This window comes from Umezawaea endophytica, assembly GCF_025061645.1.
In the GTDB taxonomy this organism is placed as follows: domain Bacteria; phylum Actinomycetota; class Actinomycetes; order Mycobacteriales; family Pseudonocardiaceae; genus Umezawaea; species Umezawaea endophytica.
On sequence record NZ_JANYMP010000047.1, the window covers coordinates 11,351 to 35,465 of the forward strand.

The 24,115-nt window shown below is 70.3% G+C and carries 23 protein-coding genes and 1 other RNA gene; 15 read left to right on the forward strand and 9 right to left on the reverse strand.

The features are described 5' to 3' along the window. The first annotated feature begins 104 nt into the window (after positions 1–104). The gene (locus tag NZH93_RS47265; RefSeq protein WP_259629925.1) at positions 105–1,043 is read left to right on the forward strand and encodes a cobalamin biosynthesis protein; all 939 of its coding nucleotides are present in this window, start codon (positions 105–107) and stop codon (positions 1,041–1,043) included. Here NZH93_RS47265 and NZH93_RS47270 read toward each other — a convergent pair. The 6 genes from NZH93_RS47270 to NZH93_RS47295 are packed head-to-tail and all read right to left on the reverse strand — an operon-like array spanning position 1,005 to position 5,260. After that, positions 1,005–1,838 carry an SURF1 family cytochrome oxidase biogenesis protein gene (locus NZH93_RS47270; protein ID WP_259629926.1) on the reverse strand — a complete coding sequence of 278 codons (834 nt, stop codon included), beginning with the start codon at positions 1,836–1,838 and terminating at the stop codon, positions 1,005–1,007. The two genes, NZH93_RS47265 and NZH93_RS47270, sit on opposite strands and share 39 nt — an antisense overlap. A 26-nt stretch (positions 1,839–1,864) precedes the next feature. Next, positions 1,865–2,404, reverse strand: a complete 540-nt coding sequence (locus NZH93_RS47275; RefSeq protein ID WP_259629927.1) for a DUF1349 domain-containing protein — start codon at positions 2,402–2,404, stop codon at positions 1,865–1,867. 7 nt (positions 2,405–2,411) lie between these two features. Next, complete coding sequence (locus tag NZH93_RS47280; protein ID WP_372507027.1) at positions 2,412–3,218, reverse strand: fructosamine kinase family protein; 807 nt, start codon at positions 3,216–3,218, stop codon at positions 2,412–2,414. Beyond that, a complete protein-coding gene (locus NZH93_RS47285) occupies positions 3,215–3,670 on the reverse strand; it encodes a low molecular weight protein-tyrosine-phosphatase (protein ID WP_259629928.1) in 456 nt (151 codons plus the stop codon). Before NZH93_RS47285 ends, NZH93_RS47280 begins: the two co-directional genes overlap by 4 nt. A 32-nt stretch (positions 3,671–3,702) precedes the next feature. Next, positions 3,703–4,860 carry a hypothetical protein gene (locus NZH93_RS47290; protein WP_259629929.1) on the reverse strand — a complete coding sequence of 386 codons (1,158 nt, stop codon included), beginning with the start codon at positions 4,858–4,860 and terminating at the stop codon, positions 3,703–3,705. A gap of 46 nt (positions 4,861–4,906) precedes the next feature. Beyond that, positions 4,907–5,260 (reverse strand): DUF4365 domain-containing protein, encoded by a 354-nt coding sequence (locus tag NZH93_RS47295; protein WP_259629930.1) that lies wholly within the window; start codon positions 5,258–5,260, stop codon positions 4,907–4,909. A gap of 171 nt (positions 5,261–5,431) precedes the next feature. On the opposite strand from NZH93_RS47295, the gene NZH93_RS47300 reads away from it, so the two are divergent. The 5 genes from NZH93_RS47300 to NZH93_RS47320 are packed head-to-tail and all read left to right on the forward strand — an operon-like array spanning position 5,432 to position 10,420. After that, the gene (locus NZH93_RS47300; protein WP_259629931.1) at positions 5,432–6,418 is read left to right on the forward strand and encodes a polyprenyl synthetase family protein; all 987 of its coding nucleotides are present in this window, start codon (positions 5,432–5,434) and stop codon (positions 6,416–6,418) included. A gap of 11 nt (positions 6,419–6,429) precedes the next feature. After that, the gene (cobC, locus tag NZH93_RS47305; RefSeq protein WP_259629932.1) at positions 6,430–7,461 is read left to right on the forward strand and encodes an Rv2231c family histidinol phosphate aminotransferase CobC; all 1,032 of its coding nucleotides are present in this window, start codon (positions 6,430–6,432) and stop codon (positions 7,459–7,461) included. Then, a complete protein-coding gene (locus NZH93_RS47310; protein ID WP_259629933.1) occupies positions 7,458–8,609 on the forward strand; it encodes a Nif3-like dinuclear metal center hexameric protein in 1,152 nt (383 codons plus the stop codon). Before cobC ends, NZH93_RS47310 begins: the two co-directional genes overlap by 4 nt. After that, positions 8,610–9,347: a zinc ribbon domain-containing protein gene (locus NZH93_RS47315; protein ID WP_259629934.1), complete on the forward strand. Its 738-nt coding sequence runs from the start codon at positions 8,610–8,612 to the stop codon at positions 9,345–9,347. It begins immediately after the preceding gene. Next, positions 9,344–10,420 (forward strand): bifunctional RNase H/acid phosphatase, encoded by a 1,077-nt coding sequence (locus tag NZH93_RS47320; RefSeq protein ID WP_259629935.1) that lies wholly within the window; start codon positions 9,344–9,346, stop codon positions 10,418–10,420. The genes NZH93_RS47315 and NZH93_RS47320 overlap by 4 nt, the downstream gene beginning before the upstream one ends. 21 nt (positions 10,421–10,441) lie before the next feature. On the opposite strand, the gene ssuE is transcribed toward NZH93_RS47320, so the two are convergent. Further along, a complete protein-coding gene (gene ssuE / locus NZH93_RS47325; protein ID WP_259629936.1) occupies positions 10,442–11,017 on the reverse strand; it encodes an NADPH-dependent FMN reductase in 576 nt (191 codons plus the stop codon). A gap of 353 nt (positions 11,018–11,370) precedes the next feature. Between ssuE and rnpB the strand changes: the two genes are divergently transcribed. Beyond that, an RNA gene (gene rnpB, locus NZH93_RS47330) (RNase P RNA component class A) lies at positions 11,371–11,768 on the forward strand. 321 nt (positions 11,769–12,089) lie between these two features. Here rnpB and NZH93_RS47335 read toward each other — a convergent pair. After that, complete coding sequence (locus NZH93_RS47335; RefSeq protein ID WP_259629937.1) at positions 12,090–12,437, reverse strand: ParB family protein; 348 nt, start codon at positions 12,435–12,437, stop codon at positions 12,090–12,092. A gap of 379 nt (positions 12,438–12,816) precedes the next feature. Between NZH93_RS47335 and NZH93_RS47340 the strand changes: the two genes are divergently transcribed. From NZH93_RS47340 to npdG, 8 genes are all read left to right on the forward strand, one after another. Next, positions 12,817–13,101, forward strand: coding sequence for a hypothetical protein (locus NZH93_RS47340; RefSeq protein ID WP_259629938.1), 285 nt, complete (start codon positions 12,817–12,819; stop codon positions 13,099–13,101). Positions 13,102–13,104: 3 nt separating this feature from the next. Next, entirely contained in the window at positions 13,105–13,611 is a 507-nt protein-coding gene (locus NZH93_RS47345) for a hypothetical protein (protein ID WP_259629939.1), read from the forward strand. Between the two features lie 19 nt (positions 13,612–13,630). Beyond that, positions 13,631–16,456 (forward strand): ATP-binding protein, encoded by a 2,826-nt coding sequence (locus NZH93_RS47350; RefSeq protein WP_372507028.1) that lies wholly within the window; start codon positions 13,631–13,633, stop codon positions 16,454–16,456. Then, positions 16,453–18,378 (forward strand): hypothetical protein, encoded by a 1,926-nt coding sequence (locus tag NZH93_RS47355; RefSeq protein WP_259629941.1) that lies wholly within the window; start codon positions 16,453–16,455, stop codon positions 18,376–18,378. The genes NZH93_RS47350 and NZH93_RS47355 overlap by 4 nt, the downstream gene beginning before the upstream one ends. 1 nt (position 18,379) lies before the next feature. Beyond that, on the forward strand, positions 18,380–18,979 hold the full coding sequence (locus tag NZH93_RS47360; RefSeq protein ID WP_259629942.1) for a hypothetical protein: 600 nt from the start codon (positions 18,380–18,382) through the stop codon (positions 18,977–18,979). 7 nt (positions 18,980–18,986) lie between these two features. Further along, complete coding sequence (locus NZH93_RS47365) at positions 18,987–19,988, forward strand: C40 family peptidase (RefSeq protein ID WP_372507029.1); 1,002 nt, start codon at positions 18,987–18,989, stop codon at positions 19,986–19,988. Positions 19,989–21,120: 1,132 nt separating this feature from the next. Then, positions 21,121–22,521, forward strand: a complete 1,401-nt coding sequence (locus NZH93_RS47375; RefSeq protein ID WP_259629961.1) for an RNB domain-containing ribonuclease — start codon at positions 21,121–21,123, stop codon at positions 22,519–22,521. A gap of 10 nt (positions 22,522–22,531) precedes the next feature. Then, positions 22,532–23,200, forward strand: coding sequence for an NADPH-dependent F420 reductase (gene npdG, locus NZH93_RS47380; RefSeq protein WP_259629945.1), 669 nt, complete (start codon positions 22,532–22,534; stop codon positions 23,198–23,200). A gap of 135 nt (positions 23,201–23,335) precedes the next feature. On the opposite strand, the gene NZH93_RS47385 is transcribed toward npdG, so the two are convergent. Beyond that, a complete protein-coding gene (locus tag NZH93_RS47385) occupies positions 23,336–23,887 on the reverse strand; it encodes a nucleoside/nucleotide kinase family protein (RefSeq protein ID WP_259629946.1) in 552 nt (183 codons plus the stop codon). Between the last annotated feature and the right edge of the window lie 228 nt (positions 23,888–24,115).

Below are 24,115 nucleotides of genomic sequence, written 5' to 3' on the forward strand. Positions count from 1 at the left end.
AACGCCGGCCACCGACACCCCCGGACATCGGGAACCGCGCCCCTAGCTCGAACGGGTGACAGCCGACGCTATACGGTGCCGTGTCGACTTCGGGGAGGTCTGCCTTGGGCGTGGGACGAGCGGCCGGATTGTTGCTGGGAGTAGCGGCGGACGCGGTCTTCGGCGACCCCCGGAGACACCACCCGGTGGCGTTCTTCGGCCGTGCCGCGGATGTGACCGAACGGACCACGTACCGCGACAGCCGCACCGCGGGCGTCCAGCACACGGCGCTGCTCGCGGGCGGCGTCGTGGCGTTGGGCGTGGTCGTCGAGCGGCTGAGCGGTCGCAGCGAGCTGCTGAAGACCGTCACCACGGCCGCCGCGACCTGGGTCGTCCTCGGTGGGGCCTCGCTCGCCAAGGAGGGCACGGCGATGGGCCGTGAGCTCGACGGCGGCGACCTGGCCGCCGCGCGCGACCGGCTGCCGAACCTGTGCGGCCGCGAGCCCGCCTCGCTGGACACGCTCGCGCTGGCCAAGGCCACCGTCGAGTCCGTCGCCGAGAACACCTCCGACGCCGTCGTCGCGCCGCTGCTGTGGGGCGCGGTCGCGGGCGTGCCCGGCCTGCTGGCGTACCGCGCGGTCAACACCCTGGACGCGATGATCGGCCACAGGTCACCTCGCTACCTGCGCTTCGGCTGGGCCGCCGCCAAGCTCGACGACCTCGCCAACCTCGTCCCGGCCCGCGCCGCGGCACTGCTCACCGTCGTCGCCGCCCCCGTCGTCGGCGGCTCGGCCGCTGAGGCGTGGGAGGTGTGGCGGCGCGATGCGTCGGCGCACCCCAGCCCCAACGCGGGCCAGGTGGAAGCCGCGTTCGCGGGCGCGCTGGAGATCCGGCTCGGCGGGCGCACGGTCTACTCCTACGGAGCCGAGGACCGCGCCGTCATGGGGCACGGCCGCAACCCCGACGCCGGGCACGTGACCAGGGCCGTCGAGCTGTCCAGGGTGGTAGGCGGGCTGTCGGCGGTGCTAGCCGCGGCCCTGGCGCTGTTCGCCCGCCGCCGCTAGCTCGGACCCCGACGCGGCGGCCTCGTCTTCAGCGAGCATCTCCGCGACCGACTTCCGCTTCGGCCTCGGCTCCGCGAGCGCCCCACCGGGCTGGATCTCGCGCCAGGTGAAGTACGCCCAGCCGCCGAGCGCCATCACGCCGAACGCGATCCACTGCAACGCGTAGGAGAAGAACGGCCCGGACTCCATCCGCGGCAGCGGCAGCGCGTTCAGCACCCCCGGTTGGCCCTCGGAGAGCTGGAAGTAGCCCGGCCGGACGTCCAGCCCGGCCGCCCGGCCGACGACCGCCGAGTTGATCGCGTATACCTGCCTGCGGCCGTCCTCGGTGAACGCCTCGCGGTCGTCGGACTCACCGGCCCGCACCCACGCCACCGTCGTCACCTCGTCGGTGGGCGCGACGGGGATCTCCGGCACGCTCACGCCGCTGGCGGGCCGCAGGTAACCCCGGTCCACCAGCACGACCTGCCCGCTGTCCAGCCGGAACGGCGTCACGACCTCGAAGGCGGCCTCGCCCTGCACGGTCCGCAGCCTGGCCACGGCCTCGCCGTCGGGCAGGAACCGCCCGGTGAGCGCCACCCGCTTCCACTCGACCTCGGCGTTCGGGCGGTCGAGCACGGTGCCCACCGGGACGGGGTCGGTCTTCATCGCCGTCGTCAGCGCGTCGTTCTGCGCCACCCGCTCGTCGTTGCGACCGAACTGCCACGGCATGAGCATCGTGAAACACGCGCCCGCGAACACCCAGACGGCCAGCGTCAACGCGAGCCACCCAGGTCGGAGCAGGAACCGGAACCGCACGGCCTCCACGGTAGGCGCTGCGCGGATCAGGAGCGGATCAGGGTCCGCTCGAACCTCACGTTGAACCCCTTGCCGGTCGGGGCCGCGCACATCACGCCCACCAGCGCGGGCACCCCCGGCGGGAAGTACGCGAGCCGCAGCATCGTGACCGGCTCGTCGTCACCCAGCCCGTACCGGACGGTCACCGTGTCACCGACCCGCTCGGCGGAGATGGTGACCCGGTCCGCGGTCGCGGTGGGTACGACGGACCAGTCCGAAACGCCCCTGGTCACGACCGCGCTGATCTGGAACTCGCCGTCGACCAGCTCCACCCCGGCCTTGATCCAGTTCTCCTCGTCGATCCGCAACGCGATCCCGGCCTGGTCGTACAGCTCGGCGTAGTCCGCGGAGAAGGTCGTCGACACCGCGCAGTCGCCGTCGACCCACCGCCCGCGGACGTGACCGGTGTCGCGGATGAAGCCGTAGTGGGTCGTGCGCCAGAAGTCGGTGTCCGGGTCCGCTGTGACGAACAGCTCCCCGTCGGGACCGGTCGACCACTTCGCGGGCTCGTTGATCCATTCGTCCATGGGGCCATCATCTCGCCGCGGCGACCGCTTGAGTGGCGTAACCGCCGCCGAACAGCACGACGTGCACGAGCAGCGGGAACAACTGGTGCAGCCCGACCCGGTCCTCCCACCCGTCGGCCAGTGGCGCGACCTCCTGGTAAGCCCGCTCGACGTGGTCCAGGAGCGGGCAGCCGAACAGCCGCAGCATCGCCAGGTCCGTCTCCCGGTGGCCGCCGTGCGCCGCCGGGTCGACCAGCCACACCCGCCCGTCCGCCGCCCACAGGACGTTGCCGCTCCACAGGTCGCCGTGCAGCCGGGCGGGCGGCTCACCGGGGTCCTCGGCCCGCTCGACCCGCGCGGTGATGAGCTGTGCTTGCGATGCGGTGAGCAGGCCCTGGTCGACGGCCGTCCGCAGGTAGGGCTCGACCCGGTGCGCCCAGTACCACTCCGGCCAGCGCTCGCCGGTCTCGTTGCGCATCGGCGCGAGCCCGATCGCCGCGTCCACCGGCCCGCCCGGCGGGGGAGAGCCGAACGCGGGCGCGCCGCTGTCGTGCAGCACGGCCAGCTCGCGCCCGAACGCCTCCGCGGCCTCGGCGGTGGGCCGTCCGGTCGGCACGTGGTCGGTGACCAGCCACGTCCCGTCCTGCCCCAGCACCCGCGGCACAGGCGGTCCACCGGGCACGGCCAACCACCGCAGCGATGCCGCCTCGGCCGGTGCCGACGGGGTGTCCTTCGCCACCACGTGCCCACCGGCCACCGCGACGTCGTAGACGCCACCGCTGATCGCCGTCGCCGACCGGGCGTCCAACCCGGCCAGCTCGACGACCGCGGTCACAGCCGTTCGCGCACCCACGCCAACAACCCCGGCACCGCCGCCTCGGTCATCTCCAGCACCCGGTCGAAGCCCTCGCGGTCCCCGTAGTACGGGTCCGGCACGTCCACCCCGTCCGCGTCCGGGTCGAACGACCGCAGCAACCGCACCCGCTCCGCGTCCCCGGACAACCGCCGCAACTCCCGCGCGTGCCCCGAGTCCAACGCCACCAGCAGATCCGCCCCCAGGTGCGCCTCCCCGACCTGCGCCGCCACGTGCTCAGCCGGGTACCCCGCGTCCACGAGCGACTTCGCCGCCCGCTCGTCCGCCGCGTCCCCGACGTGCCACCCACCCGTACCCGCGCTGGACACCTCCACCACGCCAGCCAACCCGGCCCGCCGAACGTGCTCCCGGAACACGATCGCGGCCACCGGCGAACGACAGATGTTGCCCGTGCAGACGAAGGTCACATGCATGCCCCGACCCTAATCTCAGCGGCCCGGCGGATTCAGGGACCGCGGTGCTCCAGGAAGCTCGAATCCACGGTCACCACACCGGTGAGCCGCCACGCCCCGCGCTCGAAGACCAGATCACCGGTGACCGTGAAGGGCAGCTTGCGGTGGTAGGCGAGGATCGCCCACTCGTGGTCTTCCCCGTTGAGCGTGATGTGGACGCTGCGCGCTCGGCCGCGGACGTAGGTCGCCAGCACGATCGTCGCGGTCTCCAGGTCCTGGCCGCCGGGATCCTCGCGGGTGAGGGCCCGCACGGTTCCGACCAGGGTCTCGGTGCGCGGTGGTTCCTCCTGGCGGACGAGCCTCTCGCGAACCCGCGGCAACGCGGCGATGACGTCCCGGTCCACCACGATGGGCGTTCGTCCGACCGAGGGTCGCGGCTCGGACGACGCCCAGTCGAACGACAGGTCGAGCGAACGCAGCGCCTCGGGCTGGGTGAGGTCCTGGAGCGATTCCACCAGACCGGCGCTGAGCCCGAGGTGCCCCGCCTGGTCCGCGGTGCCGCTGTCCCATCGTCGGGCCAGGTCGCGCGTGGTCTCCAGCCCGGTGGCCAAGGTCTCCATCACCCTGCGCGGGAAGGACACCGCCGCTGATCCGTCGTCGAGTGGAGGCAGCGGGTCGCCGAGGCGGGTGACGACGGTGAACACGAAACTGCCGGTCTTGGTGTGGCCGAGCCTCACGTCGTCGTCGAGGAAGTCGGTCACGCTGGACGGACGCCTGCCCCGGTGGGGATGAGCCGGATCCGCTGCCGTGGTGGCTGCGGCCTTCATCATCTTGAACAGGGCGTCCATCGTCTTCTCGGCCTGGCGGAACGGAATCGTGCCGTCGGTCATCGCCTGGTCGAGGCGCACGAAGAACAGGTCGGCGCGAGCGGCCATGATCCGCTCGGCCAACTGGGAGGGGTCCCAGTCGTAGATCCTGCCCAGGGCGTGCAGGGCGTCCAGGAACCTCTGGGAGAAGTCGACGAAGTCGGTGGCGAGCGGAAGCATGATCCGCCCCATCGGGCCACGCTCACCGACGAGACGCCAGATCTCCCGGACGTTCGGGTGCTTCGACTCGAGCTCCCAGTCGTGGGCCGCGAGGTACTGCGAAACGGCGGGAGGAGTCAGGGCCGTCGCGATGGCCCAGTAGCCATCCGGTGAAGAGGTGTTCACCACTGGCCTCCTTCGCCGATCGTCCGCATGATTCCCGACAGCCCGTTCACGTCGAACAGGTTGCGTCTTGGCAGGTGCACGGTTCTCGAGCCCTGATCCTCGCCGATGCTTCCATCGGCCACGCCAGGTGTTCTTCGGTCAGCAGGTCGTGACGGGTCGTGCACTTGACCTGCAGCTCGAAGTCGGGGCAGTAGAACGTGCTGTACTCCGCCGAGGAAGCGATGGTGATGTCGACGCCGTCGTAGTCGGTTTCGTGGGCCTTGATCGAACAGCCCGCCGCGGCCACCACCATCCGGACGAACGCCAGGCTGAAGTGCTCCTTGCGGGCGTTGTGCGGCAGATCGCCGTCCGGCGCGTCGATCGTTCCCACTGCCCGAGGGCCGTCGTCGACGTCGGACATGCACCTGCCTTCCCATCGAGAGGTGAATCGGCAGCACGCTAGTGAGGCTGTTTCGCCCATGCGGCGCGTTCCACCGTCGATTCATCCGAAAGAGTCGAGGGAGGCGCCTGGTCGCGGTGGTAGCCAGGAGAACGTCTCAGCGGCCTCTAAGGTCGTCCGCGCGACCACGACGTGTCCACCACGACCGCTCCGACCATCGGCCTGGCGATCCCGGCCCTGGCTCAAGCACTCCCGCGGGTGGAGGTCGAGATCCGCCGGATGGCGACCTCGTCCTCGCTGCCCATCGTGAACGAGTTCTCCGGCCGCGTCACGGCGGCGGGCGGCAAGCGGTTGCGCTCCGTCCTCATCCTGGCTGGCACGTTGGCCATGCGCGGTGCCGTGACCGACAAGGCCGTCACGGCGGCGGCGTGCGTGGAGGTGTTGCACGCCGGGTCGCTGGTGCACGACGACCTGATGGACGGCGCGACCGAACGGCGGGGTGTGCGGACCGTCAACGCCGACTGGGGGCCCGGCCCGGCGGTGCTGGTGGGTGACTTCATGCTGGCCCGCGCCAGCCAGGTGGCGCTGCGGGAGATCTCGCCGTTCGCCGCGGAGCAGCTCGCGGCGGCCGTGGCGGACCTGGTCGAGGGCCAGGTGCTGGAGGTTCTGGACCTGCACAACCCGGACCGGACGGTCGACGACGCGCTGCGGTCGATCGCGCTCAAGACCGGTGCGCTGTTCCGGGTCGGCTGCGTGCTGGCGGCGCACTGCGCGGACGCCGACGAGGCGACGGCGACGCGCATGGCCGAGTACGGCGCGAGCTTCGGGCTGCTGTTCCAGGTCCTCGACGACCTGCTGGACCTGGCGTCCACGCGGCTGCGGCTGGGCAAGCCGGTCGGCAACGACCTCCGCCAGGGCGTCTACACGGTGCCGCTGCTCCGGGTGATGGACCCGGACCTGCGGGCGCTGCTGACCCGCGAGCCGGGTGACGACGAGGTGGCGGAGGTGCTGGCCCGGTTGCGCCGCGGCCCGATGGTCGAGGACACCCTGGCCTACTGCCGGGCGCTGGCCCGCCGGACGGTGGAGGCGCTGCCCGTGCTGCCCGCCTCGGAAACCGCCGACATCCTGCGCGAACTGCCCCTGGCCTACCTGAACTGGGCGACCACGCTCATCGCCTAGAATTCCGGGCGATGACCAGCGAGCGCGCCCTCCTGCGCCACCACGGAGACGTCGACGCCGCCCCCGGCCTCGTCGACTTCGCCGTGAACGTGCGCCTGCCGCGCCCACCCGCGTGGCTGCGCGACCGGCTCGTGGCCGCGCTGGACGACCTCGGCCGCTACCCGACCGACCTGGCCGACCTCACCGCCCGCCGCACGGTCGCCGAACGCCACGGCCGCACGCCGGACGAGGTGCTGGTGCTCGCGGGCGCCGCCGAGGGGTTCGCGCTGCTGCCCGCGCTGCGGCCGGTGCTCGCGGCCGTGGTGCACCCGTCGTTCACCGAGCCCGAGGTGGCGCTGGCCGACGCGGGCGTGCCGGTGCACCGGGTGCCGCTGCGCGCCGAGGACGGGTACGCGCTGCGGTCCGACCTGGTGCCGGACGAGGCCGACCTGGTCGTGATCGGCAACCCGACGAACCCGACGTCCGTGCTGCACCCGGCCTCCGCCATCGCCGAGTTGGCCCGCCCCGGCCGGGTGCTGGTCGTGGACGAGGCGTTCGCGGACACCGTGCCCGGCGAGCCGGAATCGCTGGCCGGTGCACGACTCCCCGGTCTGCTGGTGCTGCGCAGCCTCACCAAGACGTGGGGCCTGGCCGGTCTGCGCGCCGGCTACCTGCTCGGCGATCCCGCCCTGCTGGCGCGGCTCGCCCACCACCGTCCGCAGTGGCCGGTCGGCAGCCTCGTGCTGGAAGCCGTCACGGCCTGCTGCGAACCCGAGGCCGTCGCGGCGGCCGAGCTGGTCGCCGAGGAGACCGTGCCGCACACCGCGCACGCCGCCCGCGCACTGGCCGACCTGCTCGTCGTGCCGCCGCGAGCACCGTTCCTGCTGATCACCGTGCCCGACGGGCAACGGGTCCGGGAATCCTTGCGGGACAAGGGTTTCGCGGTCCGCCGCGGTGACACGTTCCCCGGCCTCACCCCCGACCACCTGAGGGTCGCCACCCGGCCGCCCACCGAGTTCGACCTGCTGGTCGACGCACTGCGAGTCGCGCTGGAGGAACGGTGAGCACCACCCTCGGGCAGGTGGTCGCGGCGCTGGAGGTCGTGTACCCGCCCAAGACCGCCGAGTCGTGGGACGCGGTCGGCCTGGTCTGCGGCGACCCGGCCGAACCGGTCACCCGCGTCCTCTGCGTCGTCGACGTCACCGAAACCGTGGTGGACGAGGCGATCGAGGTCGGCGCCGAGCTGATCGTCGCCCACCACCCGCTGATGCTGCGCGGCGTCACCGGGGTGCCCGCGAACGACCCCAAGGGCAGGCTCGTGCACCGGCTGATCCGCGCGGGCGTGGCGCTGTTCAGCGCGCACACCAACGCGGACGCGGCCGACCCCGGCGTGTCCGACGCGCTCGCGGCGCTGCTCGGCCTCACCGTCACCGGCCCGCTCAGCCCCAACCCCGTGCCGCCGCTGGACGTGCTCACCACGTTCGTCCCGCACGCCGCCGCGGCCGACGTCCTGGCCGCCCTGCACGCCGCGGGCGCGGGCCGGATCGGCGACTACCGCGACGCCGCGTTCACCGTCGCGGGCACCGGCCAGTTCCGCCCGGTCGACGGCGCCAACCCGGCCATCGGCACCGTCGGCGCCCTGGAGCACGTGGACGAGACCCGCGTCGAGGTCGTGCTCGAACGACGGCTGCGCACCCAGGTCGTCGCCGCCCTGCGCGCCGCCCACCCGTACGAGGAGGTCGCGCTGAACCTCCACGAGATGGCCGACCTCCCGTCGAGCACCGGCATCGGCCGCATCGGCGAACTCCCGGCGCCCGAACCGCTGCGCGACTTCACCCAGCGCGTCGCCGACGCCCTCCCGAAAACCGTCTGGGGCGTCCGCGCCGCTGGTGATCCTGATCGCATGATCCACCGGGTCGCCGTCTGCGGCGGCGCCGGCGACAGCTACCTGACCGCCGCCACCAAGGCCCGCGTCGACGCCTACGTCACCTCCGACCTGCGCCACCACCCGGCGTCCGACCACCTCGCGTCGAGCCCCGACGCGCCGGCGCTGGTCGACGTCGCCCACTTCGCGAGCGAGTGGCCGTGGTGCGAGCAGGCGGCGGGGGTGGTCCGCGAGGCCTTCGGCGGTACGGTCGAAGCACTCGTCTCCACCCGCCGAACCGATCCGTGGACCGTCGGTGCGACGAGCCGACACAGGAGGACCAACTAAATGAAGGCCGATCCCGCCGTGCAGCGCAGGCTGCTCCCGCTCGCCGAGGTCGATGCCGAACTCTCGCGCGTCGACCACCGCAGGCGCACGCTGCCGGAGATCGTGGAGATCGCCGAAGCGGAGAAGCAGCTCCGGGTCAAGACCGACGCGCTGACGACGATCGAGACGACGCTCGGGGACCTCAACCGGGACGTCAAGCGCCAGGAGACCGAGATCGACCAGGTCCGGGCGCGGGAAGAGCGCGACCGGAAGCTGATGTCGGGCGGCACGGTCGGCGCGAAGCAGCTCACCGAGCTGGAGCACGAGCTGGCGACCCTGGAGCGCCGCCAGGCGGCTCTGGAGGACGACCTGCTGGAGCTGATGGAACGGCGCGAGGCCGTCGAGGCCGACGTGCAGCACGCGCGGATCGAGCTGGACAAGGCGACCGAGGCGCTGGCCGACGCCGCCCGTCGCCGGGACGCGACGCTCGCCGACCTGGACTCCATCGAGGCCAAGCGCAAGGCCGACCGGGAGAAGGCGGGCGCCGGGTTCCCGGCCGACCTGCTCGCGCTGTACGAGAAGGTTCGCGCCCACAAGGGGATCGGTGCCGGTCTGCTGCGGTCCCGCCGGTGCGGCGCCTGCCGGATCGAGCTCGACCGCAGCGCGTACTCGATGGTCCGCGAAGCCGCACCGGACGAGGTCGTCCGGTGCGAGGAGTGCGGCGCGATCATGGTGCGGACGGCGGAATCCGGCCTGTGAAGGTCGTCATCGAGGCGGACGGCGGCTCGCGCGGCAACCCCGGCCCCGCCGGGTACGGCGCGGTCGTGCGGGACGCGGAGTCCGGCGAACTCCTGGCCGAGCGCTTCGGTGGCCTCGGCCACGTGACCAACAACGTGGCCGAGTACCAGGGCCTGATCGCCGGGCTCCGCGCGGCGGCCGAGCTGGGCGCGGAGTCCGTCGAGGTACGGATGGACTCCAAGCTCGTGGTCGAGCAGATGTCCGGGCGGTGGCAGGTCAAGCACCCGTCCATGCAGCCGCTCGCGGCCGAGGCCCGGTCGCTGGCCGCCGGGTTCGGGCACGTCGGCTACACGTGGATCCCGCGCGAGCGGAACAAGGACGCGGACCGGCTGGCGAACCGGGCCATGGACGAGCAGGCGGACGCGGCCAAACCGGCCGCCGCCACCCAGCCCCCGGCGTCCTGGTCCGGCGCTGGCGGCACGCCGACCCGGCTGCACCTGCTCAGGCACGGTCAGACGGAGTTGTCCGTCGGTCGTCGGTACTCGGGGCGGGGGAACCCGCCGTTGACCGAGGTCGGCCGTGAGCAGGCGGCCGGGGCCGCGCGGCGGTTGGCGAAGCTGGATGACGTGGCCGCGGTGGTGTGCTCACCCCTGGGGCGTGCCCGCGAGACGGCCGAGGCCGTTGCCGGGGCGCTCGGCCTGGAGGCCGTGGTCGTCGACGGGTTGATCGAGACCGACTTCGGGGCTTGGGAGGGGTTGACCTTCACCGAGGCCGCCGAACGTGACCCGGAGCTGCACCGGAGGTGGCTGGGGGACACGTCGGTCGCGCCGCCCGGTGGGGAGAGCTTCGACGCGGTCCACCAGCGGGTGAGGCGGGCTCGGAATGATCTTGTCGCGCGGTACGGCGGGCAGAACCTGGTGGTCGTCAGCCACGTGACGCCTATCAAGACGCTGCTGCGGATGGCGCTCGACGTCGGTCCGAGCCTGTTGTTCCGGCTTCACCTGGACTTGGCGTCGCTGTCGGTGACGGAGTTCTACCCGGATGGTCACGCTTCTGTTCGGTTGGTCAACGACACTTCGCATCTGGCCGGGTAGTGCCGGGGGAGCGGCCCCTGGTCAGACCGCGGGTCGTAGTTGGGTCGTGCCGCGGCGTCGTCGGTAGCTGACGTCCCCCAGCGCGGCGGTGAACCGGTCCACCGCCGCCGACACCGCCACCGCGGCGTCGTGGTCCAGGGCGGATTCGCCCAGTTCCGGGCGGATGCGGTTGTCGAGCACGAACTCGCCGCGCACGACGTGGTCCGCGCCCTTGCTGGCCAGCAGCGGGTTCAGCGCGTAGTCCATCGCCACCAGGAAGCCCTGGCTGCCGCCCGTGGCCAGCGGCAGGATCGCCCGGCCCCGAAGCGCGCGCTTGGGGAGCAGGTCCAGCAGCGCCTTCACCAGTCCGCTGTAGGCGGCCCGGTAGACAGGACTGGCCACGACGATGCCGTCCGCCTGGAGGATCGAGGTCACCGCCTCGGCGATGGCCGGGTCGTTCATGTCCTCCGTGAGCAGCGGCAACGTCGGGAGTTGGCGGACCTGCAACGTCCGCACGTCGTGGCCCGCTTCGACCAGCCGGGTGTTGACGTGGCCGACCAGCACTCCGGTTCGGGCCGACGCCGAAGGGCTGCCGGAGATGGTGAGGATCGTGGACATCAGGTGTGACACCTCGGTTCGGGCGGGGCCGGAGGCCTCCCGGCGCTCGCGAAGTACGCCGGGTGGCCTCCGGGGATCAGTGACGTGGAAGGTTTGCGGTCACGATCGACGAGCGAATTCCGCGGACGAACCCGACTCCCTCGAACGCGCGGGAAAACCGTGGAGGCGAAAGGGGAAAGGTCGTCAGATACAACAGAAGGAAGCGGCCACCCGACCGAAGTCGACGTGGCGGCGACGGGTCAACACCCCGGTTCCGACCATGCGTCGAGTAGAGCAGTCCCGACCGGCCACAACAACCCCACGTCCCCCGGATTCCACGACCTGGGACGTGCCCACTATCCTGGGTGTGCGGATGAGTCGGCAGGGCGGCCGCGTCGACAGAATTTATGTCTGTCGCCGAGGAAAGTCCGGACTCCACAGGGCAGGGTGGTTGTTAACGGCAACCAGGGGCGACCCTCGGGACAGTGCCACAGAAAACAGACCGCCTCGGCGTGAGCCGGGGTAAGGGTGAAACGGTGGTGTAAGAGACCACCAGCGCCCCTGGCGACAGGGGCGGCTAGGTAAACCCCACCCGGAGCAAGGCCAAGAGGGTGCTCAGGCACCTGCGCAGGCGTTCGAGGGCTGCCCGCCCGATGCCTGCGGGTAGGCCGCAAGAGCCCGTCGGCAACGGCGGGTCGAGATGGATGGCCGCTGAGCGGTGCACCGTGAGGTGCCCGTGGAACAGGATCCGGCTTACATGCCGGCTCATCCGCCCTGTTCCCGGGTTGGCGTTAAGGGCAGTTCCGGCGGGGTGTGTTCGATTTGACTTGGGGCCCCTAGATTTGCCCCTTCGTCGGACAATAAAGGGCAGAAGGTGAAGCTGCCGTCCGACGCGAGTTTAAGGGGCAAATCCCCCAAGTAAAATCGAACACAGTTGCGGGCTAGTGGAACCTTGCGTCGTGTCCGGGCTGGTCAGAGTGCACAGATAATGGGTGCAGGTGAGGTCCGGTAATGCTGGGCAAGGGTGATTGGTGCCTGGCGGCAGGAAATCGGTCGGCCGCGCCTTGGGATGACAGTCAAGGCCTGGAAGGCCCTACGAAGACCGTCGTGCTGGTCGTCCTGGTGGCATGCGGTGTACCGGGCGGAACGGTCGGCCGCCGTTGAAGCGCTCCTCCAGTTCGCCCACGTACTCCTCCACGGCGGGGTTGACGATGTCCGCGAGGCTTCTCACGCCTGCCAGTGGCTCGTACGCCGCCAGGTAGGTGGCGGCTGCTCTTGCCCTCTCCAGCACCTCGCTGTCGAAGTTGATCGTCCGCTGCACCCGCCGCCCGGTTTGCCGGTCCTCACCGGTAACCTCTGCGGTACCCAGCTCGGTCGTGGAGACGGTGATTTCCTTCACCTCCGCGTCCGTGGTGGCAGCGGTTTCGGGCGGCAGGGTCATCGGCGAGCCTCCTCGAAGCGCGAGACCGGGACGTACCCCTGTTCGGGCTAGTGGTCCGGCCGAACAGGTCAGTCAGGTGATCAGGGGAGCAAGGGAGCGGCGGGCGTGCGCACTGTGCGTGACCCGCAAGTTCGCGGTCGGGTGAACTATCTCGGCAACCGGGAGAATCGGGCCTGGGTGGTTCACCAACGACACCCCCTCAACCATGATGTGCGTGCCAGATTAGACGTAATCGAGTGCGAGGGGAACGGCTTTTGATCAACGGACGGCTCGGCGACTGATACACCTCGTGACGAAGACGTGTTCTACTCGATAGCGCAAGCCCCGGACGGGACCCCCTACACCGCCCGGAGTCGCTCGGCGTACTCAGGAGTACGAGATGACCGCCATGGCCCTGGTAACACTCGCGCAGCAGCAGCAGCCTGGCGGCGGCCTGGGCACAACAGGCATCCGCGACTGGATCCTGAACAACCTGGTTCCGCTGCTCCTCCTCACCGTCGCAGTCCTCCTCCTCTGGCTCGGTGGCGGCAAGGGTGACAACGCCGGCGTGATGCGCAGGCTCGGTGGTGTCATCGTCGCGCTGGCGATCATCGGATTGGCCGTGACCACGAACGCCGGCGCGAACATCGGCACGTGGCTCGCTGGCCTGTTCACCGGAGGCTGACGGGTGCGGGTACGCACTGACGACGAGGTCTACCGGGTCGACGCCGTCTGGCTGGGACCACCGAAAGCGACCTTCCCCTGGCGTGCGCGCTACGTGGCCTGGGGCGTGGGGATCGCGGTGTTCCTCCTGGTCCTGACGGTCGAGCGGCAGCTCGGTTTCGGCTTCAGCTTCTTCACGACCGCTTGGGCGCTCATCATCACGGTGGTGCTCACGCGGTTCATCTGCGCGCGCATCAGCCACGAGAGGCCGCTGTCGGCCGCCATGGCGATGTGGGTCCGCGAACTGCTCGCCCCGCGTGAACGCACCGCGGGCGTGGGCGGAGCGGCCAGCGCCGCCCGGATTCGGGTCAACCCCCAACGCCCCCGCAGGCGTCAGAAAAAGCGGGGGAAGGGTTCGAGACGCTCCACAGCTTCCACCGTCCAGGTCTCGGAACAGGCCCAGAAGAATCGACGGCGGTCAGGCGGCCGTAAGAAGGAGGTACGCGGTGTTCGGACGCCGGCGAGACCGTGACCGACGCTCCGCGGCGCACGTGGCCCAGCACGCGGCAGCCGCGGACCACTCGGATCGCAAGGTGTACAGCAAGCGGGGTCGCCGCCTCACCGGTGAACAGGCGATCCCGAGCTACACGCCGTCCATCGCCGCCCGCAGCATCGACGGCCACCTGCTGCGCACCGGCCAGGAGGTCTACGCCTGGTACAAGCTCGCGCCGCAGCGCTGGTCGTTCCGGTCGGACTCGCAGCGCCAGGACCTGATCGCGGCCATCGCCGGTCAGTACGCGGAGCTGCAGGGCCGCTGGATGCACCTGCGCGTGACCACGCGCCCGTACCCGATCCGGATGTGGGCCGAGGCGCACGTCCACAACGCGGTGCGCCGCCTCCCGGACACCCCCGGCACGCTGTCGTTCGACGACTACATGGTCGGCGAGCAGCAGCAGCTCATGGGTCGTTCGATGGCGGAGAAGGAGGTCTACCTGGGCGTCCAGGTGCAGACCCGCAACATGATGGACCGCGCCGTCGAACGCGCCGCTCCCGTGCTGCGCAAGGTCTTCCCGGACGCCGTGGACGCCGAGCTGGTGGCGTTGGACAGCGAGGTCGACCACCTCGACCAGGTCATCGGCTCCGCGGGCCTCGAAGGGCGTCCGGCGACGGCCGAGGAGATGTCCTGGCTGATGCACCGGTCGTGCTCGCTCGGCCTGCCCGCCCCGCGCAACCTCCCGGCCGTGCCGGGCGCCGCGTGGGAGCCGGAGGACCTGGCCAGCTTTACCGACGCGGCGGACTTCCACCAGGAGCCGTACTCGCCGACCGTCACCGTGCGTGGCCGGACCGGGTCGAACGCGGGCATCCGCCGCCACGTCGTGGTGCTCACCGTCGGCCTGATGCACGGCTTGCAGATCCCCGAGGTCGACGACCCGTGGGTGCAGCGGGCCGACCGCCTGCCCGCGAGCGTCGAGTGGTCCGCGCGGATCTACGTGCGCAAACCCGAGGACGTCTCGGGTGAGCTCCAGCGGCAGATGAACAAGGTCCGCTCGCAGGTCCGGCACTACACCGACGAGCACGAGCTGGAGCCGCCGCAGTCGCTGGCGCGCCAGGCGTCGCGGGTGCTGGACATCGACGACGAGATGACGTCGGGCTTCACCGCGATGGGCACCCGTGTGCGCTCGTGGTGGCGGCTCGCGGTCTCGGGGCCGACCGAGCGCGACGCGCTGCGGCTGGCGCAGTCGCTGCTGGACCTCTACAAGCCGAAGGTCGCCATCGAGCACCCCGAGGCGCAGTTCGCCATCGCCAGGGAGTTCATCCCCGGCGAGTCGCTGTCGTCCGGCGCGTACCTGCGCCGTGGCTCGGTGCTGTGGGCGGCCTCGGCCGTCCCGACGGCGACGGCTGAGGTCGGTGACCGGCGCGGCATCCTGCTCGGCGAGACGTGCACGGCCACCCGGCGGCCGGTGGCGTGGGACCCGTGGATGGCGCAGGAGCTGCGCGACGCGTCGGGCCTCACGGCGATGGTCGCGGGCCTCGGTGCGGGCAAGTCGTTCCTCGGCGGCGGCATCGTCTACAAGACGCTGCGCGCGGGCGCCCACTGGACGCTGCTCGACCCGTCGGGTCCGCTGGCGGCGCTCTGCGAGCTGCCCGAGCTGAAGCCGTACGCGCGGCCGATCAACCTGCTCAACGCCCAGCCCGGCATCCTCAACCCGTACCGGGTGGTCGCCGAGCCGATGCTGGAGCACTTCATCGACGAGGAGGACCCCGAGCGGGCCTGGCGCCGGGAGAAGGCACTGGCCGCGGCCACCCGTCGACGGCTGGTGCTGGACGTCCTGAGCGGCCTGCTGCCGTACGAGGTGGCGAAGCTGCCGCAGACCCGGATCGTGCTGCTGCGCGCGGTGCGGACGGTCGGCGGCCGGTTCGACGCCCACCCCGGCCAGGTCTTCGAGGCGCTGCGGCGGGACGCGAGCGAGCACCACGAGCACGCGGTGGTCGTGGCGGACTTCCTGGACGAGATGCGCGAGCGCATGTCGCTGCTCATCCCCGAGCGCAACGCCGACCCGTACGACGAGCAGCGCGACGACCGGCTCACGGTGCTGACCATGGCGGGCCTGAACCTGCCGAAGGACAACGTCGGCCGCGAGCACTGGACGGACGCCGAGGCGCTGGGCGTCGAGATGCTGAACCTGGCCGCGTGGCTCACCCAGCGGTCGATCTACGAGCGCCCCAAGGACCTCCGCAAGGGCGTCTGGATCGACGAGGCGTTCTTCCTGTCCGAGGTCCCGACGGGCCGCGTGCTGATGAACCGCTTCGCGCGCGACTCGCGCAAGTGGAACGTCCGCGTGCTGCTGTCGTCGCAGGTCCCGGCGGACTTCCTGAAGATCCAGGGCTTCGTCACGCTGCTGGACTCGGTCTTCGTCGGCAGGCTCGACGACGACCAGGCCCAGTCGGACGCGCTGCGGCTGCTCAAGGTGCCGATCGGCGCGGGCTACGAGCAGGTCGTGGCGAGCCTCGGCCGTCGACCCGGTGGTGTGCGCAACGCCGCCGAGCGCGACCGCGCGCCCCGCCAGTTCATCTTCGGCGACGGCGCGGGCGGCGTGGAGCGGATCCGCATCGACTTCAGCGGCCCGCACCTGGCGCACCTGCGCGAGGGCCTGGACACGACGCCGGACGCGTTGCGGCACAACGAGGGCGACGTCGTGGAGGTGTCCGCGCCCCTGGAGGAGCGGCTCACCTACAACGAGCGCAACCACACCGACGACTACGACGACGAGCTGGCCGCCGACCTGGAGGTCGGGCTGGTCGACGACGACGAGCTGGTGGACTCGACACACGGCGAGGGAGGGAACCGTCGACCGGGCCGGGAAGGCGCGGCATGACGCTCCTCCTCATCGTCCTCGCGACAGCCGCCGCGCCGAGTGCGCGGCGGCTGTACAAGCGGTTCCGGGGCCCGGCCGGACCGGGGCCCAAGCGGTGGCGCCCGCTCGGCGTGGTGGTGGCGATCCTGGCGTTGCAGGCGGTCATCGGCGCGCCCGCGGCGAACGCGGCGGCGTGCGGTGAGTCCCCGAACCCCGAACGGCCGGGGTCCGGCATGGTCGGCGCGATCGACCCGCCGATCGGCAACGGCCTCAAGGACACGCCGTACCTGAACTTCGGGTACGCGGGCATGGTCTGGCACACGTACCAGGAGAAGTGCACGGTCCTGCCGGACTCGCCCGGTGTGATCGACACCTGGATGGGCAACGAGCTGTTCAACGTCGGCAAGAACATCGTCGGCGCGACGAACGCCCTGCACTACACCGTGATGGGCCGCGGCCTGCTGGTGCCGCTGGACGACGCGGTGAAGTCCGGTGTCCAGAAGGTCTACGACAACGTCTACCTGCGCTGGTTCGGCCTGGTGGCGCTGCTGCTGGCGATCCTGATGTTCCGGCAGATCTGGCAGGGCGACCTGGCCACGATCAGCAAGCGGGGCATGTGGGCGCTGGCCGCGATGTGGCTGGCGACGTCGACGCTCGCGTTACCCCAGTTCTACACGCTGCTCGACAGCACGCTGGTGACGAAGACGTCGGAGATCCAAGCGGGTTTCGTGGAGTCGCCTGAGGAACAGGGCACGCTGCACGTGCTGCCGTCCAAGCTGCACGACACCGTCGTCTACCAGAGCTGGCTGCGCGGCGAGTTCGGCACGCCGGACGCCCCGCAGGCCACCGAGTTCGGGTCGCGGCTGCTGAACGCGCAGGCGTGGACGACCGATGAGTTGGCCCAGCACAAGGACGGCGACCAGGCGGCGCTGGACGCGAAGAAGGCCGAGTACAAGGCGATCTTCGCGGGCCTCGGCACGTCGAAGGGCTACTTCACCGGCGAGGACGGCAGCCGCATGGGCTCCGGCTTCCTGGCGATGCTCCAGGCCGTGGCGTTCTCGCTGTTCCAGCTCTTCGCGAAGGCCGCGGTGCTGCTGGCCCAGCTCCTGCTGCGGATCCTGACGCTGGCCGGACCGCTGATCGGCCTGGTCGCGCTGATCCACCACGACCTGCTGCGCAAGGTCGGCCGCGCGGCGGCGGTGACGGTGTTCAACGTGCTGATCCTCGCCGTGCTGGCGGGCACGCACGCGCTGCTGCTCCAGGCGATCCTCAACGCCAACGGGCTGTCGCTGCTCACCAGGACGCTGCTCGGGCTGATGCTGACGGTCATCTGCTTCATGATCGGCAAACCGCTGCGCCGCATGTGGCAGATGGTGGAGATGTCGGTCGGGTCGGCCAGCCAGGCGCTGCCGATGGGGCAGGGCCTGCTGTCGCGGATGCGCGGCAAGAAGGCCGACAACGGCCCGACGCCGCAGGACGAGTTCTGGGACACCGTGCGCGACACCGACCCGGACGGCGACCCGACCCCGCAGCGCGACCGGACTCGCGTCCGGCCCGAGGCGAACAACCCGGTCATGGCGACGGCGCAGCGGCTCGACCGCGGCTCCGGCCCGGCCGAACTGCCGTCGTCGTCGGGCAGCGGTGGCGACCGCGCGCTGCCCGCCCGCGGTCACGGCGGACCGGCGGCCCTGCCGTCCGGCCGCTCCAGCCGCGTCGTGGACACGGCTCCGGCGTCCGACCGGGGCTGGGACCGGCACGAGGACGCGGTCTTCGTGCCCTCCCGCGTCCCCACGTACAGCAGCAGCAACAGCAGCAGCTTCGCCCGCGTCTCGGACAACCCCGTGGTGCCGGGCCCCCGCCGGGCCGAGACTGAGGTCGTCGCGGGGCGGCAGGTGCACGTGATCTACCGCCCGTCGCGCGGGCTCGAAGTCAGGGACAACTGAGATGCCGATCCGGACGAACAGGGGCCGCGCGGCGGTCTACCGACGCCTGTGGAGCTGGCCGCTGCGGTCGCCGAACCACCTGATCGCGACGATCGTCGGCTTCGCCGTGGTGATCATCGTGTTCACCAGCGTGATCCCGGCCATCACCAAGGGCGCCAGGGGCGGCGGTTCGACCGGCGCCGCCACCACCACGTCCCAGGTGCCCGGCCAGGTCGGCGTGCTCCCGTCCGGCGTCCCGACCATCTCGCTGCCGACGAAGGCGGCCCCGCCGTCGTCCACGCCCGCTTCGGCTCCCGTGGACCCGGACGCCGCCGTCACGGCCGATCTCTGGGCGGAAGCGTGGATCACCCGTCCGGCGGACAACAAGAACTCCACCTGGCTTGAGACCCTCAGGAAGTACACAACCGAAGAGCTGTTGCCCCAGATGGCGACCGTCGACCCCGGCAACCTGCCGACGGCGCTGGAAGGCCGGGTGCAGGAGAAGGAGTCGCACACGGACTCCGTCGTGTTCGAGGTCGGCTTGAAGGGCGGAGGCACCCTCCAGATGACGGTGGTGAAGAGGGCCGAGGTCTGGCTCGTGCACAAGTACGACAGGGTGTGACGGCATGCTGAAGGTCGGCGTCCTGGTGTCCGTGGTGGTGACCGTGCTGCTCACGGTCGTCCTGACGAACGGTGTGACCACGGTCGTCGGCAACAACAGCAACGCGCTGGGCAACATCGGCCTCGTCAACATGAGCTGCAACGCCTCCATCGGCCCCTGGGACGCGGGCGGCGCGGACAAGGGCAAGAACGACGCCAGCAACCTGAAGGAAGAGCAGCGCGGCACCGTCGCCAAGATCATCTCCATCGGCCAGGAGCGCAAGCTCCCGCCGCTCGCGTGGCAGATCGCGATCCAGGCGGGCATGACGGAGTCCGGGTTGCGGCCGCTCGACTACGGCGACCGCGACTCGCTCGGCATCTTCCAGATGCGCCCCTCCATGGGGTGGGGCACGCCCGCCCAGGTCACCGACCCCGTCTACGCGATCAACAAGTTCTACGACGTCCTGCTGGCCGTGCCGGAGTGGGAGGCCAGGCGCCCCGGCGAGTCCGCGCAGGCCGTGGAGCGCTCGGCGTTCCCGGACCGGTACCACAACTGGGAGGCCATGGCGGCCTTCCTCATCGGTGAACTCGGCCAGGTCGCCGACCCGGCAGGCTGCGGGCAGAGCAACGGGGCGTTCCTGCCGACGTCGGTGGCGGCGGCCAAGGCCATCGCGTTCACCAGGGAGCAGTTGGGCGAGCCGTACCTGTGGGGCGGCAACGGCCCGGACGCCTGGGACTGCTCCGGCATCCTGGTCAAGGCGTTCGCCACCGCCGACATCCAGATCCCGCGGGTGGCCAACGACCAGTACATGAAGGGCGGCGCCTTCCTCCCCGTGCGGGAAGCGCAGCCAGGTGATTTGATCTTCTGGGCCACGAACCCGTCCGACCCGGTCACGGTCCACCACGTCGCCATGTACCTGGGTGGCGACGAGTACATCCACGCGCCGCAGACGGGTGACGTGGTGAAGATCAGCAAGATCAACTGGGACTACTTCGAGTTGATGCCACTGGCCGTTCGGCCGGGTGTGTAGGTCTGCGAAGGCCAGGCGAGGTGCAGCGCCTGTGAGGAGGGAGCGCCGAACATGTTCACCCCCGACCCGATCCCGCGTCCGGTAGGGCCACCCGCGTCCACCACGCCGGTGCGCGACTACCTGTCCAGTCCGAAGCCCGGCGTGGACAAGTCGTACGTGGTGTTACCGCGGTCGCTGGTCGAGGCGATGCCGCTGCCCTGGCAGCAGCACATGGCCCACCTGCTGGCCGAGTTGCACCACAACGCCGCCCACCTGCACTGGCCGCACTACCGGGTGGTGCCTTCTCGGGTGGAGAAGCTGGTGGATCTGGATGAGGAGCAGTTGGCCGAGGTCGGGGCGATCATGGAGATCGACTCTGATGGGGAGTTGGTTTATCGGGAGAGGAATGGGGGGCGGATCTCGAACCCGGAGAGTCGGACGGTGATGGTGTCGTGTGTGGATCCGATACCTGGGGAGTTCGCTAATGCGAATCAGAATACGCCGCCTCGGGGGTTTGCTGCGCCTTATCCGGGGGTGCCTGGAGGGTCTGGGCCGGGTGGGCCTGGAGGTCCGGGAGGGCCTGGGGGTCCTGGGGCGGTGACGGGGCATCCGTCTGGGCCGTTGCCTGTGCAGGCGCCTCGGTGGTGAGGGTGTCGGTTTCGACGTGGTCACTTGGGGGCGGCTGCCGGTTCCAGGGTGGTCGGCGGGCGGGTGCCGGTTCCAGCGTGGTGTGGCCGATTTGACTTGGGGCCCCTAGATTCGACCCTTCGCCGGGCACTTAGGGCGGAGGGTGAAGCTGCCGCCCGGCGAAAGTTTAAGGGTCGAATCCCCCAAGTAAAATCGGCCACGGTTCTAGGGCGGTGGCTGCCGGTCTCGTAGTGGGTCGCCTGTCGAAGTGACATGCGTGGCATTGCATGGAACGCTTGTGGCATGGCTGGTGATGAGAACGCCTGGTACTACTGCTTGACGCACAAGGCTGTTGAGCGTGGTGTTGGTTGTCGGGGTGGGGATCGGATGGGGCCCTACCCTGATGAGGCCACTGCTGCGCGCGCGCTTGATATTGCTCGGGAGCGGACTGCTGCTGCTGATGACGCGTCGCGTAAATGGGACGGCGACTGATCGATCGCGGCTATGGTTGGGCGTGGCCTCCTTGGTGATCAGGACCGGTCGCGCCGAGTTGGATTTCAGCGGGATCCGTACCGAGTTCGGGTTGCCGCAGGAGTTTCCGGCTTTGGCGTTGGCCGAGGCGGAGCAAGCGGTGTTGCGTGCGCCCGGTGAGCGGGAGGACGCGACCGCGCTTCCTCTTGTCACGATTGATCCGCCTGGTGCGAAGGATCTCGACCAGGCGCTGTTGATCTTGCGTCGTCCTGGCGGGCGGTTCCGCGTGCACTACGCCATCGCCGATGTCGGTGGGTTCGTGGTGCCCGGTGGGGCGTTGGACGCCGAGGTTCGCAAGCGCGGGCAGACGTTGTACCTGCCTGATGGGAACGTTCCGCTGCACCCGACCGTGTTGTCCGAGGGTGCGGCCAGTTTGCTGCCTACGCAGACGCGGCCTGCGGTGTTGTGGACGTTCGACTGTGGTGCGGATGGTGAGCCCGAGTCTGTTCGGGTGCGGCGGGCTGTGGTGCGGTCTACTGCGCAGTTCGACTACGAGTCGGTGCAGGCGACGATCGCCGCTGGGACGATGCACCCCTCGATCGAGGCGTTGCCGGACTTCGGTCGGTTGCGGCGGGAGCGGGCGTTGGACCGCGGTGCCGTGGAACTCCAGCTTCCCGAGCAGGAGATCGAGCCGAACGGTGATGGTGATTGGAAGCTGGTCCTGCGGCCTCGTGTTGAGGTTGACGCGTGGAACGCGGAGATCTCGCTGTTGACCGGCATGTCCGCCGCCAAGATCATGGTGGACGCTCGTGTGGGGATCTTGCGGACGCTTCCCGACGCCGATGAGGGTGCGGTCGAGGCGATCAAGCGGTCGGCGCACGCCCTGAACGTGCCGTGGGCTGATGGGGTTAGTCCGGCGAAGTTGCTCGCCGGGTTGGATCCGTCTCGGCCGGAGTCGTTGGCGTTGTTCGTGGACGCGACCCGGTTGTTGCGGGGTGCGGGGTACACGGCGTTCAACGGGGTGGTGCCGGAGATCGCCACGCACGCGGGGATCGCGGCTTCCTACGCGCACGTGACGGCGCCGCTCCGGCGGTTGGTCGATCGGTTCGCCACTGAGGTGTGCCTCGCCGTGACCGAGGGGCGTGAGGTGCCTGAGTGGTTGCAGAAGGCGTTGCCCGAGCTGCCTGGGTTGATGGGTGGGTCGGACGCGCTTGCGAGCAAGGTCGATCGGGCCTGTCTTGACCAGGTCGAGGCGTGGGTGATGGAGGATCGGGTCGGGCAGGAGTTCGACGCGGTGGTGTTGCGGTCCGAAGGTAACGGGGCTGATGTGTTCGTGGCCGAGCCGCCGGTGATGGGGCGTTGTTCGGGTGAGGACGTGCCCGAGGGGGAGCGGATCCGGGTGCGGTTGGTGCAGGCCGACGCGGCTCGGCGCAAGGTCGCGTTCGAAGCCGTGTGAAGATGACCCGGTGACTGCGATTCGTGAGCTGACCGTGGGTGTACTGGGTGGTACCGGCGCGCAGGGCAAGGGGCTCGCGCTGCGCTGGGCCAAGGCCGGGCTGAAGGTCGTGATCGGTTCCCGTGCGGCTGAGCGCGCGGAGAAGTCGGCCGAGGAGTTGCGGGAACTGGCCGGTGTGGACCACGTGACCGGCGCGGACAACCAGGGCTGTGCCGAGCAGTCGGACGTCGTGCTGGTCGCGGTGCCGTGGGACGGGCACGGCGAGCTGGTGGCGTCGTTGCGGGAAGCGCTGGTCGGGAAGATCGTCGTGGACTGCGTGAACCCGCTCGGGTTCGACAAGCAGGGGCCGTTCGCGCTGGCCGTCGAGGAGGGCAGTGCCGCGCAGCAGACGGCGGCGCTGCTGCCGGAGTCGCGGGTGACGGCGGCGTTCCACCACGTGTCGGCGGTGTCCTTGGCGGACCTGTCGATCGAGTCCGTGGACATGGACGTGCTCGTGCTCGGTGACGACCGCGAGGCGACGGACGTCGTGCGCGAGCTGGCCGAGGTGGTGCCCGGTTTCCGCGGCGTCTTCGGCGGGCGGTTGCGCAACGCGCACCAGGTCGAGGCGTTCACGGCGAACCTGATCGCGATCAACCGCCGCTACAAGGCCCACGCAGGTCTGAAGATCACCGACATTTGACGGGAAGGTTGGAAAGACCTGGGTCAGGGAGCTGAGAACGGCGCTGACCGGCGGAATTGCCTCCGTCGGTCAGCGCCGTTCTCGTCGTCGAGCACCACTCGGCGACCCCTGCGCGGCCCGGCGAGGGCAATGCCCCTAGCACTCCAGCCGTGGATCGTCATCCAAGGCCGGCGTTACGCATGTCAACCAGTTGGTTGCGGTGATGACATCGCGTGCGATGTCGACGACAGGTCGATCGTCTGTCGGTATCCGCACGACCCAACTGGGTGCGGCAGCTTCCAAGCGCTGGGCCATCGCAGCCCCTCGGGTCACGTGGGCGTCGAGTTGGCTACCGATCTCCCTGGCGTGGAGGCGGTGCTGAGCGGTCGCGTCTTCGGCAGTCAGGACCACTGCCGTGATGCGAGGTGATCCGCCCATGGCGCGGGCGATCAAGTCGGGCTCGAGCACGGAGACGGTGTTGGTGTAGATGAGCCTGCGATATCCCAAGGAGGCGTAGTTGCCCCACAGCGCGGCGAGGTTCGCCTCAGTCAGTTTCGTGCGGGCCGGATCCCCGATCGGGGCTGGGTGCGCATGGTCCAGGTTGTCACCCTCGATCAGGCAGTGCGGGACGTGTGCGGCTTGCAGTTGCACGGAGACCTCCCAGCCGACGGTGGTCTTGCCGACGCCGGCGCGGCCTCCGATGAGCAACGCCTCGAATGAGTCTGGCTGCAAAGTAGTAGCCCTTCTTCCAGCGGCACCTGGATGCGAGTCAGTACCAAGGACAGGTACGGCACGCCGTCAAAGTGACCAAGTGTGGTGGGCGCGGGTGATCGATGGTGTTTACTCCGGGCGTGACGACCAGCGACGGCCCAGTGACGGTCCAGAAGTGTGAAACGGGCCGAAACGCCTGTTCAGCGGCTGTGCGCGAACAGATCA